At 67.1% G+C, this 13907-nt stretch carries 14 protein-coding genes; 8 read left to right on the top strand and 6 right to left on the bottom strand.

The window, feature by feature from the left end; all coding sequences use genetic code 11:
• The first annotated feature begins 73 nt into the window (after positions 1 to 73).
• The 3 genes from AA0Y20_RS08890 (at position 74) to AA0Y20_RS08880 (ending at position 2245) form a co-directional block, all read left to right on the top strand.
• Positions 74 to 592, top strand: a complete 519-nt coding sequence (locus tag AA0Y20_RS08890) for a hypothetical protein (protein WP_412938827.1) — start codon at positions 74 to 76, stop codon at positions 590 to 592.
• 335 nt (positions 593 to 927) lie between these two features.
• Positions 928 to 1281 carry a hypothetical protein gene (locus AA0Y20_RS08885; RefSeq protein WP_412938825.1) on the top strand — a complete coding sequence of 118 codons (354 nt, stop codon included), beginning with the start codon at positions 928 to 930 and terminating at the stop codon, positions 1279 to 1281.
• Positions 1282 to 1327: 46 nt separating this feature from the next.
• A complete protein-coding gene (locus AA0Y20_RS08880; RefSeq protein WP_412938823.1) occupies positions 1328 to 2245 on the top strand; it encodes a 5'-3' exonuclease in 918 nt (305 codons plus the stop codon).
• 18 nt (positions 2246 to 2263) lie between these two features.
• Here AA0Y20_RS08880 and AA0Y20_RS08875 read toward each other — a convergent pair whose 3' ends face one another.
• The 3 genes from AA0Y20_RS08875 to trpD all read right to left on the bottom strand — a co-directional run bounded on the left by AA0Y20_RS08875 (position 2264) and on the right by trpD (position 4945).
• Positions 2264 to 3262, bottom strand: coding sequence for a PHP domain-containing protein (locus AA0Y20_RS08875; RefSeq protein ID WP_412938821.1), 999 nt, complete (start codon positions 3260 to 3262; stop codon positions 2264 to 2266).
• A 48-nt stretch (positions 3263 to 3310) separates the two neighbouring features.
• Positions 3311 to 3802, bottom strand: coding sequence for an aromatic ring-opening dioxygenase LigA (locus tag AA0Y20_RS08870; protein ID WP_120262951.1), 492 nt, complete (start codon positions 3800 to 3802; stop codon positions 3311 to 3313).
• Positions 3803 to 3895: 93 nt separating this feature from the next.
• Positions 3896 to 4945 (bottom strand): anthranilate phosphoribosyltransferase, encoded by a 1050-nt coding sequence (gene trpD, locus AA0Y20_RS08865; RefSeq protein ID WP_412938819.1) that lies wholly within the window; start codon positions 4943 to 4945, stop codon positions 3896 to 3898.
• A 121-nt stretch (positions 4946 to 5066) separates the two neighbouring features.
• On the opposite strand from trpD, the gene AA0Y20_RS08860 reads away from it, so the two are divergent.
• From AA0Y20_RS08860 to AA0Y20_RS08840, 5 genes are all read left to right on the top strand, one after another.
• Complete coding sequence (locus AA0Y20_RS08860; protein WP_112613998.1) at positions 5067 to 5711, top strand: heme-copper oxidase subunit III; 645 nt, start codon at positions 5067 to 5069, stop codon at positions 5709 to 5711.
• 18 nt (positions 5712 to 5729) lie between these two features.
• Positions 5730 to 6530 carry a c-type cytochrome gene (locus AA0Y20_RS08855; protein ID WP_112613996.1) on the top strand — a complete coding sequence of 267 codons (801 nt, stop codon included), beginning with the start codon at positions 5730 to 5732 and terminating at the stop codon, positions 6528 to 6530.
• A gap of 36 nt (positions 6531 to 6566) precedes the next feature.
• Positions 6567 to 7643: a Rieske 2Fe-2S domain-containing protein gene (locus AA0Y20_RS08850; protein WP_412938817.1), complete on the top strand. Its 1077-nt coding sequence runs from the start codon at positions 6567 to 6569 to the stop codon at positions 7641 to 7643.
• Positions 7640 to 9490, top strand: a complete 1851-nt coding sequence (locus tag AA0Y20_RS08845) for a cytochrome b (protein ID WP_412938815.1) — start codon at positions 7640 to 7642, stop codon at positions 9488 to 9490. The genes AA0Y20_RS08850 and AA0Y20_RS08845 overlap by 4 nt, the downstream gene beginning before the upstream one ends.
• An 81-nt stretch (positions 9491 to 9571) precedes the next feature.
• A complete protein-coding gene (locus tag AA0Y20_RS08840) occupies positions 9572 to 9979 on the top strand; it encodes a rhodanese-like domain-containing protein (protein WP_412938813.1) in 408 nt (135 codons plus the stop codon).
• Positions 9980 to 10777: 798 nt separating this feature from the next.
• Here AA0Y20_RS08840 and AA0Y20_RS08835 read toward each other — a convergent pair.
• Genes AA0Y20_RS08835 through coxB form a run of 3 tightly spaced genes read right to left on the bottom strand, consistent with a single transcriptional unit; the run spans position 10778 to position 13893 of the window.
• Positions 10778 to 11215: a cytochrome c oxidase subunit 4 gene (locus AA0Y20_RS08835; RefSeq protein ID WP_412938812.1), complete on the bottom strand. Its 438-nt coding sequence runs from the start codon at positions 11213 to 11215 to the stop codon at positions 10778 to 10780.
• A 3-nt stretch (positions 11216 to 11218) separates the two neighbouring features.
• Entirely contained in the window at positions 11219 to 12985 is a 1767-nt protein-coding gene (gene ctaD, locus AA0Y20_RS08830) for a cytochrome c oxidase subunit I (RefSeq protein ID WP_120262957.1), read from the bottom strand.
• Positions 12985 to 13893: a cytochrome c oxidase subunit II gene (gene coxB, locus AA0Y20_RS08825; protein WP_412938811.1), complete on the bottom strand. Its 909-nt coding sequence runs from the start codon at positions 13891 to 13893 to the stop codon at positions 12985 to 12987. Before coxB ends, ctaD begins: the two co-directional genes overlap by 1 nt.
• Positions 13894 to 13907 lie beyond the last annotated feature (14 nt).

Here is a 13907-nt window from a genome sequence, read left to right as displayed (position 1 = left end):
ATGCCTCCAGGCTACGAGACAGCCCTGTGGACAGATCCCACGCCCGCACCACCCGCCTCGATACGTTCGGTGCATGTTCGTCCGACGCCGCCATGCTCTCATCACCCTCGTCGCCGCCGCGTTGCTGACGAGCGGATGCGGCTCCCCCGCGTCGCCGCCCATCCCGGAGACGACCGCGGCGGCGCCCTCCCCCACCGACAGTGCTTCTGCCGCCTTCGCCGCCGCCGAGGCGACCTACCGCGCCTACGTCGACGCCTTGAACGCCGTCGACCTCGCCGACCCGACGACGTTCGAGCCGGTCTACGCCCTCACCACCGGGGAGGTGCAGGAAGCGGACCGCCGAAATCTCACCCGCTACCACGACAATGGCGTGATCTTGAACGGCTCTTCCGTTATCGCAAGCACCACCTATGACACACGCTCACAATCGCTTCACGCATGTTTGGACGTGTCCGCGGTCAATCTCACAGCGCCCGACGGATCCAGCCTGGTCGACCCTGATCGGCTGCCAGTGCAGTCGCTCGTCATCAGCTTCGATGACGCGGTCTCGCGAATTGTGCGCATCGAAGCGAAGGAGGCCAATGAATGTTGATCGCGGCTGTTCTGATAGCGACGCTCGCGGCCGCCGGAGCTGATGGAGCGCAAGAGCCGATTGGAGGGACGTCTTTCTGGCAATCAAACTCAGACGGCCGGACTGTGGATGTGGGAGCGAGCACGTCGACGGATGGCCGACGCTCAACACCCGGATCTGAGTGGTCAGGGACCCAGACATCGGTCGGCCCCAGAGACTGCGGAGCGCTGAACCGGTGCGACGACTTCACCGTCTCGCTGCTGCCGCAGGCGACGATCAGCGACGTCGCGTCCTTCGCCCCGCAGCCCGCGGCGCTCAGCAGCCAGCCGGCCGGCTTCGGGGTCGCCGGGATCCCGATGACCTTCTCGGTCGCCGCTTCGCAGCACAGCGCGACCGGAATGCTGTTCGATCTCCCGGTGACCGTGCGCTTCACCCCGGACGACATCACCATCGCACCCGGCGACGGCAGCACGATCACCGTCGGCGGCACCGCCCGAACCCCCGCGAGCCACACCTACCGCTCGCGGGGCGGCTATATCGCGACCGCAACGGTGCGTTACCGAGCGGAGGTCGACTTCGGTCGCGGCTGGCGACCGGTGACGGGAACCCTCGACATCCCGACCGCCGGCTACCCGGTCGAGGTCTTGGAGGCTCGCGGCACGCTCGTCGACCGGACCTGTGCGGAACCTCCCGCCGGCCCGGGATGCTGACGCGACGGGCGGCTGCGGGAGCGGCATCCCGTGCCAGGATGATGCGATGAGCGACCGACTCATGCTGCTCGACAGCGCATCCCTCTACTTCCGCGCGTTCTACGGCGTGCCCGACACGGTGAAGGACTCCAAGGGTCGCCCCGTCAACGCGGCCCGGGGTTTCCTCGACATGATCGCGAAGCTCGTGACCACGTACGAGCCGACGCATCTGATCGCCTGCTGGGACGACGACTGGCGCCCGCAGTGGCGGGTAGACCTCATCCCGACCTACAAGACCCACCGCGTCGCCGAGGTGGTCGAGGCCGGCCCCGACGTCGAGGTCGTCCCCGATCCGCTCGAGGCGCAGATTCCCACGATCCGGGAAGCCCTTGGCGTCCTCGGCATCCCGATCGTGGGCGCGCCCGACCACGAGGCCGACGATGTGATCGGCACCCTCGCGACGCACGCGACGATGCCCGTCGACGTCGTCACGGGAGATCGCGACCTCATTCAGCTGGTCGACGATGATCGGGACATCCGGGTCGTCTACACCGGCCGCGGGATGAGCAACCTCGACGTGCTGACGGGAGAGGCGGTGCTAGCGAAGTACGCCGTGCGGCCCGAGCAGTACGCCGACTTCGCGACGATGCGCGGCGACGCCTCCGACGGCCTGCCGGGGGTTCCGGGTGTGGGCGAGAAGACGGCGGCCACGCTGCTCGCCGCGCACGGAGACCTCGACGGCATCCTGGCGGCGGCCGACCGCGGCGAGGGCATGTCGGCCGGTGTACGGGCGAAGCTCGCCGCGGCCGCCGACTATCTCGCGGTCGCTCCCCAGGTCGTTCGAGTGGTGCGCGATCTCGAGCTCGGCGCGGTCGACAGCCGCATCCGGTCCGCCGATCCCGGCGTCGTCGACGCGCTCGCCGAGCGCCGCGGCCTGGGCGGCTCACTGGCACGAGCGGCATCCGCGCTGCGCAGCCACGCCTGACCGGACCGCATCTCGCTGTCAGGAACGCGCTCGGCCCGTCCATTCCCGCAAGCGGCTGAGCGACCACGTCGTGATGATGCGATCAGCCGGAACACCCAGCCGCTCCGCGCGCTCGGCCCCGTAGTCGATGAGGGAGAGCTGTCCCGGTGCGTGCGCGTCCGAATCGATCGAGAACAGGCAGCCGGCCGCGATCGCCCGCGTGATCAGATCGTCAGGCGGGTCCTGCCGCTCGGGCCGCGAGTTGATCTCGACCGCGACACCGTTCTCCGCACAGGCGTCGAAGACGGGTCCGGGATCGAAGTCCGACGGCGGCCGGGTGCCGCGCTCGCCCTCGACGAGCCTGCCGGTCACATGACCGAGCACATCGACGCGCGGATCGGATGCCGCAGCCACGAGCCGCCGGGTCATCGCACCCCGTGCCATCCGCAGCTTCGAGTGCGCCGAGGCGACGACGATGTCGAGCCGGTGCAGCAGACCGTCCTCCTGATCGAGCGAGCCGTCATCGAGGATGTCGACCTCGATTCCGCTGAGCAGGGTGAACCCGTCGCCGCTCATTCCGGCAACCACCTCGAGCTGGTCGCGCAGGCGCTCGGGCGACAGGCCGCGAGCCACGCGCAGACGAGGCGAGTGATCGGTCAGGGCGAGGTACTCGTGACCCAACGCGCGGCCCGCGGCGGCCATCTCAGCGATGGGGGTCGTCCCGTCGGACCAATCGGAATGACAGTGCAGATCGCCACGCAACCGGCGACGCAGTTCTCCGGCGACGACGACTCCCCGGCGTTCTCGGAGATCAGCCAGGTAGTCGGGCACGCCTCCCGCGCGGGCCTCGACGATCACGGCGAGCGTGCGGTCACCGATGCCGGCGCGACGGCGCAGCGCGGCTGTGTCGTCGAGCTGATCATCCGGCAGCCCGCGGATCGCGTCGGCGGCGGCCCGGAACGCCTTCGACTTGTACTTCGATGAGCGCTCGCGTTCGAGCAGCTCGGCGATCTCGGTGAGGGCGTCGATGGGATCCATGAGCATGCCTGGGGCCCGTGCCGCAGCACGGGCCCCACGTCCTCCCGTTCAGCCGGAGGTGACCGCCGTCCGGCGGACGACCACCGGGGCCGAGGCCAGGCGGTGCACCGCGAAGCCGAAGATGATTGAGAGGATACCGACCCCCATCGCGAAGGCGGCGACACCGAACGAGACGACCGAGGTGAACAGCGACGCCCGGAGGAACGAAGCGTTCATCATCGTGGCGCGCACGGGGTCGTCCTTGTCCAGCTCCGCATAGGTCTTGCCGCCCGACGCGTCGAGCGCGTGGTGCTGGATGATGTCCGCCTGCACATATGCGGTGAAGGGCCCGGCGACGGTCTGTCCCTGGAAGGCGGCAGCGTCGTCGGGGACCGTGATGTTCTCGGCGCGCAGCTGGCCGGAGACGATCGACCAGACGACGATGCCGCCGACGATCAGGACGACTCCGCCGAGCATCCCCAGGATGCCCAGGATCTTGACGAGACCGGTGCGGCGGACAGGGGCCTCCACCGTATCGGCGGTGGGGGTGGTGTGGGACATCAGTTCCTCCTCGGGTGCGTTGCGCCTCACGCTATTGACCCGGGCTCACGGCACCGCTCATGCGGTGCCGTGAAAAAGGAATGTGGTCTGACCTCAGCGTGCGGAGGCTGCGATCCACCGGTCGAGCGTCCGCAACGCGTCCCCCGAGTCGATCGCCGTGACCGCCGCTTCGGAAGCTTCCGCAAGCCTTTCGAGGATGGGCCGCTGCACCTCGGCAGCATCCCGCCACAGCCGGTAGGCGACGATTCCGGCGGCCGCGTTCAGCACGACGATGTCACGCACGGGACCGGTCTCACCGCCGAGCACGCGACGGACGACGGCGGCGTTGTGCTGCGGGTCGCCGCCGAGCAGATCTTCGATGCGCGCGAGCGGCATCCCCAGATCACGCGGATCGAGATCGTGTTCGTGGATGTCGCCAAGGCTGACCTCCCAGATACGGCTGTGACCGGTCGTTGTCAGCTCATCGAGACCGTCGTCGCCACGGAAGACCAGCGCGGTCGCACCGCGAGTGCGGAAGACGCCCGTGATGAGCGGCACCCGGTCGAGCTGCGCCACGCCTACGGCGTTCGCCTCGGCGCGCGCCGGATTGCACAGCGGCCCGAGGAAGTTGAAGACCGTGGGGATCCCGAGCTCGGCGCGCGTCGCCCCGGCGTGACGGAACCCGGGGTGGAACGCCGATGCGAAGGCGAACGTGATCCCCGCCTCCTCCAGAACCCGGGCAACGTGATCGGGGTCGAGCGACAGATCGATTCCCAGCGCTCCGAGCACGTCCGACGAGCCGGACTTGGAGCTCGCGGCCTTGTTCCCGTGCTTGACCACCGGAACACCCGTGGCTGCAGCCACGATCGACGCCATCGTCGAGACGTTGACCGTGCCGAACCGGTCGCCCCCCGTGCCGACGATGTCGAGAGCGTCGGTGGGGACGGCGAGGGGCAGGGCCGCCTCGAGGATCGCGTCGCGGAACCCGACGATCTCGTCGACCGTCTCGCCTTTGGCGCGGAGCGCCACCAGGAAGCCGCCGAGCTGAGAGTCGGAGGCGCGCCCTGCCATGACCTCGCGCATCGCCCAGGTCGCCGCCGACACGCTGAGATCGCGCTTCTCGAGAAGATCGGTCAGGATGTCGCGCCACGCGTACTGAGCCATGACACACGATCCTATCGGCCGCTTGTCGGGGCTCTTTCGGCTGATTCTTAGGTTGCCCTAACCGCGACGCGATCCCACCAGACCTTCAGCGATGCAGAAACCACCCCGCAGATCGGCCATAATGGATGCCGTGACGACCACTCCAGCGACGTATTCCCAGGCCCTGCGCTCGGTCAAGCGGCCGGACCCGGTCGCTGTGGGCACCATCGTGTGGCTCGGCAGCGAGGTGATGTTCTTCGCGGGCCTCTTCGCGATCTACTTCACTCTGCGCAACACCTCCCCCGAGCTCTGGGCCGACCGCACCGAACTGCTGAACATCCCGTTCGCCGCGGTCAACACCCTCATCCTCGTGCTGTCCTCGGTGACCGCGCAGATCGGTGTCCACAACGCCGAGCACTTCCGCCCCTACCGGTCGGGCTCCTTCTGGAACCTCCGCAAGTGGGGCATGGTGGAGTGGTTCTTCCTGACCTTCATCATGGGCGCGATCTTCGTCTCCGGCCAGGTGTGGGAGTACGCCACGCTCGTCGCCGAGGGCATGCCCATCCAGGCCGACTCGTACGCTTCGGCCTTCTACATCACCACCGGCTTCCACGCCCTCCACGTCACCGGTGGTCTCGTGGCGTTCCTCCTCGTCATCGGGCGCGCCTTCGCCGTCAAGAACTTCGGCCGGAAAGAGATGACGTCCGCCATCGTCGTGTCGTACTACTGGCACTTCGTCGACGTGGTGTGGCTCGTCCTGTTCGCCGTCATCTACTTCCTGAAGTAAACCGGAGCTGATTCACCCATGGCATCCAAGAACCCGCGCCGCAATGGCGGACGTCGCAGCAAGTGGGCTGCCGCCGCGCTGATCGGCATCGGCCTGCTCGTCACCGGCGGAGGCTACGCCGGCGCCACCGCTGCGATGGCCGCGGGCGACACGACGCAGACGGCGTCGACGCTCACGGTCGAGGACGGCAAGAAGCTGTTCCAGGCCAACTGCGCCACCTGTCACGGTCTCGACCTGCAGGGCACGAACGACGGCCCCTCGCTCTACGGCGTCGGTGAGCTGTCGGTCGAGTTCCAGGTCGCCACCGGGCGTATGCCGCTGCAGATGCAGGGGCCGCAGGCTCCTCAGAAGCCCGTGCAGTTCACGCAGGAGCAGATCGAGGCGATGGCCGCCTGGGTGCAGTCCGAGGCCCCCGGCCCGACCTACCCGGCTTCCGAAACACTCGACGGTGAAGGCGACGTCTCCCACGGCGCCGAGCTCTTCCGCATCAACTGCGCGATGTGCCACAACGTCGCCGGCGCCGGTGGTGCACTCACCGAAGGCAAGTACGCTCCGCCGCTGACGACCACGTCGCCGCTGCACATGTACGCCGCCATGGTCACGGGCCCGCAGAACATGCCCGTCTTCAACGACATGACCCTCACCACCGAAGAGAAGCGCGACATCATCAGCTACCTGATGATGCGCCCGACCGAGAACTCGCCCGGCGGCTTCTCGCTCGGTTCGCTCGGCCCCGTCTCGGAGGGTCTGTTCATCTGGATCTTCGGCATCGGCTCGCTCGTCGCCATCTCGGTGTGGATCACCGCGAAGTCGAACTGAGAACCGTGACGATCGAAGCAACGCACAAGGAGCAAAATGGCTGACGAGAAGGCGCCCGAGCAGGTTCCTGCTTCCCCGGTGCCCTCATCGGGGCTCGCCGTAGCGGTGTCCGACCCGGTGGAGAACCCCGGGCTCGCACCCCACCGCAAGCGCATGACCGACAAGGACCCCGCCGCCATGACGCGCGCGGTCCGTACCGTGTACACGCTGTTCTACCTGTCCGCCGCGGCGAGCATCTGGGCGATCGCGGCGTACCTGATCTTCCCGATCGAGAGTGGGTTGATCAGCGACATCCGCCGGAACAACCTGTTCATCGGTCTCGGTATCGCCACGGCTCTCCTCGCCATCGGCATCGGAGCGATCCACTGGTCGAAGGCGGTGATGAACGACACCGAGTTCATCGAGGACCGTCACTCCACGCGAGGCAGCGAGAAGACGCGCGCAGCCGCGGTGCAGGTGTTCGCCGACGCGAACAACGAATCCGGATTCGGCCGTCGCACGATGGTCCGCAACTCGCTCTTCGTCGCTCTGGCCGCGTCCGTCCTCCCCGGCATCACGCTGTTCCGCGGCCTCGCGCCGCACAGCTCCCCCGAGCACCCGCACGCCGGCGACCCGGTGTACCTGCTCAAGCACACGATGTGGGAAGAGGGGATGCGCCTCGCGCACGACCCGACGGGCAAGCCGATCCGCGCGGCCGACCTGACGCTCGGTTCCGCCGTGCACGTCATCCCCGAGTCGCTCGCGACCCTCGCGCACCACGACGGCTACCTCGAAGAGAAGGCCAAGGCGATCGTCCTGCTCATGCGTCTGCTCCCCGAGCAGCTCAACGAGGCCGAAGACCGCAAGGACTGGTCGTACGACGGCATCGTCGCGTACTCCAAGGTCTGCACGCACGTCGGTTGCCCCGTCGCTCTGTACGAGCAGCAGACGCACCACCTGCTGTGCCCGTGCCACCAGTCGCAGTTCGACGTCACCAATGCGGCCGCCGTCATCTTCGGCCCCGCAGCACGTCCGCTGCCCCAGCTCCCGATCACCGTCGACGACGAGGGCTACCTGATCGCACGCAGCGACTTCACCGAACCCGTCGGCCCGAGCTTCTGGGAGCGTCATTGAGCACCTCCACCCACCCCACGGAGAACGTCACCACCGCACCTGCGGTCCACGCTGACGGCCCCGCGCGCCCCTCGGACAAGCCCCTCGGCGGCAAGTTCGTCGGAGGTGTCGCGAACTACCTCGACGAGCGCACGAGCATCTCGGGCCTGGTCAAGGAGCTCGGCCGGAAGATCTTCCCCGACCACTGGTCGTTCATGCTCGGCGAGATCGCGCTGTGGTCGTTCGTCGTCGTCCTGCTCTCGGGAACGTTCCTGACGTTCTTCTTCGAGGCGTCGATGGCGGAGACGCACTACTACGGCGCGTACGCGCCGATGCGGGGTCTCGAGATGTCTGCGGCCATGGCCTCGACGCTCGAGATCTCGTTCGACATCCGAGGCGGTCTGCTCGTCCGCCAGCTGCACCACTGGGCTGCGCTGGTCTTCGTCGCCGGCATCGGCGTGCACATGCTGCGCGTGTTCTTCACCGGTGCGTTCCGCAAGCCGCGCGAGCTCAACTGGGTCATCGGCTTCATCCTGTTCATCCTCGCGATGGCAGAGGGATTCACGGGGTACTCGCTCCCCGATGACGTCCTCTCGGGCAACGGCCTGCGCATCATCGACGGCATGATCAAGGGCATCCCGCTGATCGGAACCTGGACCTCGTTCCTGCTGTTCGGCGGCGAGTTCCCCGGCACGGAGATCGTCGGACGCCTGTACGCGCTGCACATCCTGCTCCTGCCGGCGATCCTGGTCGCGCTGCTCGCTCTGCACCTCATGCTCATGATCGTGAACAAGCACACGCAGTTCGCCGGCCCCGCCCGGACGAACAAGAACGTCGTCGGCTACCCGATGATGCCGGTGTACATGTCGAAGATGGGTGGCTTCTTCTTCATCACCTTCGGCGTGCTCGTCCTCATCGCGGCCCTGTTCACGATCAACCCGATCTGGAACTACGGCCCGTACGACCCCTCCCCCGTCTCGGCAGGAACGCAGCCGGACTGGTACATCGGCTTCGCCGACGGCGCGCTGCGCCTGGTTCCGCCGCACTGGGAGTTCGTGCTGTTCGACCGCACCTGGTCGTTCAACATCCTGGTTCCGCTGGTCGGACTCGGTGTGTTCATCGTCATCGTCATGCTCTACCCCTTCATCGAGGCGTGGGTCACCGGCGACAAGCGGGAGCACCACATCGCTGAGCGCCCGCGCAACGCAGCCACGCGGACCGCGATCGGTGCAGCCGGTGTGACCTTCTACGCCGTGCTGTGGGCCGCCGCATCGTCCGACATCATCGCGACGCACTTCCACCTGACGATGGAAGGCGTGATCCACACGCTGCAGGCGCTCCTGATCCTCGGGCCCGTCATCGCCTACTTCGTGACGAAGCGCATCTGCATCGCGCTTCAGAAGAAGGATCGCGAGATCGCGCTGCACGGCTACGAGTCGGGTCGCATCGTGCGCCTGCCCGGCGGCGAGTACATCGAGGTGCACCAGCCCGTCGACGAGTACGAGCTCGTCAAGCTGGTCGACTACACCACGAACGCTCCCCTGGTGGTTCGTCCGAACGACAAGGGCCAGATCCCGTGGCACGAGAACCTGCGTGCCGGACTCTCGCGGTGGTTCTTCGAAGACCGCCTCGCTCCCCTCACCCAGGCCGAACTCGAGGCTGCGCGGGCACACGCCCACCACGACCTCGAGCACATCGCCGAGGAAGAGGACGCCGAGATCCAGGGTGCACACGAGCGCGCCGGCGTTCCTAACGCGCCGCACCAGCCCATCGACGAAGGCAAGGGTGTCGAGACGGCGAACCGCCCGTCGAACATCATCGTCCCTGACGAGGATGCGGACGGCGGAGAGTCGTCGAAGAAGAGCTGACACCGGACCTGTCCGGATTACGGCGGGGTGTGACCGATCGGTCGCACCCCGCCGTTCTCGTCTCCGCGTAGCGTGGTCACCATGACTGATGCGCTCGCCTACTTCTCCAGGAAGCTCCAGCACGAGACGGATGCCTCCGACGTGTACGAAGCCCAGCGAAACGGCGACCGGTTTGTGCTCGTCGACGTCCGCAGCGACGAGGCCTGGGCCCAGGGACATGCCGTCGGAGCAGTACATCTGCCGCACAGAGACATCGCCGCGCGGGCCGGAGAAGAGATCGCCCCCGGTCTCGACGTCGTCGTCTACTGCTGGAGCCCGGGATGCAACGGGGGAACCCGCGCCGCCGTCGAGTTCGCGAAGCTCGGATATCGCGTGCGCGAGATGATCGGCGGGTTCGAGTACTGGGCCCGTGAGGGCTACCCGGTGGCTAACGCGCACGGTCCCCTCCCCCGCACCTACGACCCGCTGGTGGCGCTGGTTCGGTCCTGACGCCAGCTCTTGGCGTGCGGAACGGCCGGCATCGGGCTTGGCCTCGGCGCGGCTGCCGGGGCCGTGCACCGGTGGCCGGACGAGATGGTGTCGGATGCCGCCGTGCGATGACGGCGGATGCGGCCGTGCGACGACGGCGTCGGATGTGGTCGTGCGACGACGTCGGATGCGGCCGTGCGATGACGGCGGACGCGGTGGTCTCGACGACGTCGGGCCCGCTGCACGACGGTCTCTGCGCGGTGCGCGGGCAGACGGAGCTGGCCAACGCCGACGCTCGCGGCATCCTTCGGTCACTCGAAGCGTCGGACTCGCGGCATCCTTCGGTCACTCGAAGCGTCGGACTCGGGGCACACGTCGGTCGCCCGAAGCCCGAGGCTCGGCGGCATCCCTCGGTTACCCGAAGGGTCGGGCTCACGACATCCGTCGGTCATCGCACCGTCCTCGGTCGCACCCGACGCGCGGAGTGCTGCATGCCTCGGCCACCACCGTCTCACTGTGGTCCGCGCTCGCGCCGCCGCAACCGCGGACCGGGACGCAAGGGAATCGCTCAGACACCCCGTGGTCGGGCCGTGGCTGTCGGCGTGTCGCCGGGGATCCCTTGCATCGCGGAACACCCCGCTGCCTCGGCAGCGCGGGGCCGGGATGCAAGGCGACCGGGCCGACACACCGGTCTGGAGCGTGCACAGGCGGCGTGGCGCGAGCGGTCCCTTGCATCGCGGCACAGCCGCCGACGAGCCAACCGGGAAACGGCGACGGCCACCGCACCGGAGTGCGATGGCCGTCGTTCGGAGCGCGGGATCAGCGCGCGAAGTAACCGCGGTAGTACTCGTACACCCATCCGACGATGGCGACGATGAAGATCGCGAAACCGATCGGGAGGAGGAACTGCCCCACGGCGAGACCGATGATGAACACCGAGGCCGCGAACGCCAGCACCAGCGGCCACCACGACCACGGGCTGAACTCGCCGATCTCGGGGTCACCGTCGTCGATGTCAGCGGTCAGCGAGTCCTCGGGCAGGACGCCGCCCTGCGCCTTGTGCACGCGCGACACGTAGAACGCGATCATCGCGCCCATGAAGCCGGTGAAGAGGAGGGCGGTCGAGCCGACCCACTCGATGCGGTGCCACCACAGCTCCTGGTCGGTGTGAGCGACCAGGTTCCACACGGTGTACGTGATGAACACGGCGAAGAAGAACCACGTGAGCACCCACCACAGGTTGATGTTGGTCTTCACGGCTTACTTCACCTCTCCATCGGCGACATCCACAACCGGCGCATCGGGGGCGTCCTTCGCGGGACCCACACCGACCGGAATGGCGGCCTCGGGGTGGTTCAGATCGAACGCCGGGCGCTCGCTGCGGATACGCGGGATAGACGTGAAGTTGTGGCGCGGCGGCGGGCAGCTCGTCGCCCACTCGAGCGAGGCTCCGTAGCCCCACGGGTCGTTGACCGTGACCTTGGGAGCGGTCCGCGAGGTGATCCAGACGTTCAGGAAGAACGGGATCATCGAGGCGCCCAGGATGATCGCACCGATCGTCGACACCTGGTTCTGCCAGGTCCACCCGTCTGCCGCCGAGTAGTCGGCGTAGCGGCGGACCATGCCGTCGACACCCAGCCAGTGCTGGATGAGGAAGGTCATGTGGAACCCGATGAACAGCATCCAGAAGTGCACCATGCCGAGACGCTCGTTGAGCATCCGACCGGTCCACTTCGGCCACCAGAAGTAGAAGCCCGCGAACATCGCGAACACGACGGTGCCGAAGACGACGTAGTGGAAGTGAGCCACGACGAAGTACGAGTCGGAGAGGTGGAAGTCGAGCGGCGGCGACGCGAGGATGACGCCGGTCAGACCACCGAAGACGAACGACACGAGGAAGCCGAGGGTGAAGACCATGGGCGTCTCGAAGGTGACGGAGCCCCGCCACATCGTTCCGATCCAGTTGAAGATCTTCACACCGGTCGGCACCGCGATCAGCATCGTCATCAGCGCGAAGAACGGCAGGAGCACGGCTCCCGTGACGTACATGTGGTGCGCCCAGACCGCCACCGACAGCGCGGCGATCGCGATGGTCGCGTAGATCAGCGTCTTGTAACCGAAGATCGGCTTGCGGCTGAAGACCGGGAGGATCTCGGAGACGATGCCGAAGAACGGCAGCGCGATGATGTACACCTCGGGGTGGCCGAAGAACCAGAACAGGTGCTGCCAGAGCAGGACACCGCCGTTGGCCGGGTCGTAGATGTGCGATCCGAGGACACGATCGGATGCCGCTGCGAAGATCGCCGCCGCCAGCACGGGGAACGCCATCAGGATCAGGATGCTCGTGACGAGGGTGTTCCACGAGAAGATCGACATCCGCCACATGGTGAGGCCGGGTGCGCGCATCGTGATGATCGTGGTGATGAAGTTCACCGCACCGAGGATGGTTCCGAATCCGCTCATGCCCAGGCCGAGCATCCAGAGGTTTCCACCTGCGCCGGGAGAGAAGGTCGCGTTGGCCAGCGGCTGATACGCGAACCATCCGAACGAAGCGGCACCCTGCGGGGTGAGGAAGCCCGAGATCGCGATGATCGAGCCGAACAGGAACAGCCAGAAGGCGAACGCGTTCAGACGCGGGAAGGCGACGTCGGGGGCACCGAGCTGCAGCGGCAGGATGGCGTTCGCGAAGCCGGCGAAGAGCGGCGTCGCGAACATCAGCAGCATGATCGTGCCGTGCATCGTGAAGAGCTGGTTGTACTGCTCCTTCGTGGGCACGATCTGCATGCCGGGCTCGAAGAGCTCAGCACGGATGATGAGCGCCATCACGCCGCCGAGGAGGAAGAACAGCACCGAGGCGATCAGGTACATGTACCCGATCGTCTTGTGGTCGGTGGAGGTGATCCACTTGACGATGATGTTGCCCTTCTGCTCGACGCGCGATGCGCTGAGCAGCGCCGCCTGACGCGGCGGCAGGGTCGTGGGGCGGCCTGCGGGCTGTTCGCCCTGGAGCGGAAGTGTCGTGGCCATCAGTGGCTTCCCTCGCCGGAGTCGTCGGTGACCGCGCCCGTTCCCGGAGCGTTCTGGAGGCGGTCGTATGCCTGGTTGATGTCGCCGGTCTGGCCGCTGGCGCGGAGCGACTCGAGGTACTCCTCGTACTCCTGCTCGGAGACGACCTTGACGTTGAACAGCATCATCGAGTGGTACTCGCCGCACAGCTCGGCGCACTTGCCGGCGTACGTTCCCTCACGGGTGGGGACGAACGACCACGAGTTGGTGTCGCGGTGGGGGTACATGTCCTTCTTGTAGAGGAAGTCGATGACCCAGAAGGAGTGGATGACGTCGCGCGACTGGAGGTTGATCTTGACCTCCTTGTTCACGGGCAGCACGAGCGTCGGCAGCGCTGCCTGGTCGACGTTGCCTTCGGCGTCGGGCTGCGCCTGGACGCCCATCGTCCAGACCGCGTCGGCGTTGTCGGACTCGTCGCCGTTGTACTGGAAGTCCCACGCCCACTGCTTGCCGATCGCGGTGATCGACACGTCGGGGTCGTCGTACTGCGTCTCGAGGATCGACTGGTCACGCGCCGTGAAGGCGAAGAAGCCGATGACCAGGATGAGCGGCACGATCGTGTAGAAGATCTCGATCGGCATGTTGTAGCGCAGCTGGACCGGCAGACCCGTCTGGCCGCGACGGCGACGGTACGCGATCGCGGCGAAGGCCATGAGGCCCCACGTCAGCACACCGACGGCGAGAAGGACGATCCAGGAGTTCACCCAGAGGCCCGACACCATCTCGGTGCGGTTGGTGGCCTGCGTACCGTCTTCGGTGAAGCCGGGAAGGTAGCCGTTCAGCTCCGTCGGTGTACAAGCTGCGAGGGAGACTGCCGTGACGATCCCGAGCGGGATCACGGCCCAGCGGAGGCGGCGTTTGAAGCGCACAGTGCACCTTTCCG

The organism is Microbacterium pratiae (assembly GCF_047302165.1).
Classification (GTDB): Bacteria; Actinomycetota; Actinomycetes; order Actinomycetales; family Microbacteriaceae; genus Microbacterium.
This window is presented reverse-complemented; position numbering and strand designations above follow the sequence as displayed.

What these genes read in the sequence shown, in the direction of transcription:
- AA0Y20_RS08890 (WP_412938827.1), top strand. Translation starts at nt 74, where the DNA reads ATGTTCGTCCGACGCCGCCATGCTCTCATCACCCTCGTCGCCGCCGCG.
- AA0Y20_RS08885 (WP_412938825.1), top strand. Translation starts at nt 928, where the DNA reads ATGACCTTCTCGGTCGCCGCTTCGCAGCACAGCGCGACCGGAATGCTG.
- AA0Y20_RS08880 (WP_412938823.1), top strand. Translation starts at nt 1,328, where the DNA reads ATGAGCGACCGACTCATGCTGCTCGACAGCGCATCCCTCTACTTCCGC.
- AA0Y20_RS08855 (WP_112613996.1), top strand. Translation starts at nt 5,730, where the DNA reads ATGGCATCCAAGAACCCGCGCCGCAATGGCGGACGTCGCAGCAAGTGG.
- AA0Y20_RS08840 (WP_412938813.1), top strand. Translation starts at nt 9,572, where the DNA reads ATGACTGATGCGCTCGCCTACTTCTCCAGGAAGCTCCAGCACGAGACG.
- AA0Y20_RS08875 (WP_412938821.1), bottom strand. Translation starts at nt 3,262, where the DNA reads ATGGATCCCATCGACGCCCTCACCGAGATCGCCGAGCTGCTCGAACGC.
- AA0Y20_RS08850 (WP_412938817.1), top strand. Translation starts at nt 6,567, where the DNA reads ATGGCTGACGAGAAGGCGCCCGAGCAGGTTCCTGCTTCCCCGGTGCCC.
- ctaD (WP_120262957.1), bottom strand. Translation starts at nt 12,985, where the DNA reads ATGGCCACGACACTTCCGCTCCAGGGCGAACAGCCCGCAGGCCGCCCC.
- trpD (WP_412938819.1), bottom strand. Translation starts at nt 4,945, where the DNA reads ATGGCTCAGTACGCGTGGCGCGACATCCTGACCGATCTTCTCGAGAAG.
- AA0Y20_RS08870 (WP_120262951.1), bottom strand. Translation starts at nt 3,802, where the DNA reads ATGTCCCACACCACCCCCACCGCCGATACGGTGGAGGCCCCTGTCCGC.
- AA0Y20_RS08860 (WP_112613998.1), top strand. Translation starts at nt 5,067, where the DNA reads ATGGATGCCGTGACGACCACTCCAGCGACGTATTCCCAGGCCCTGCGC.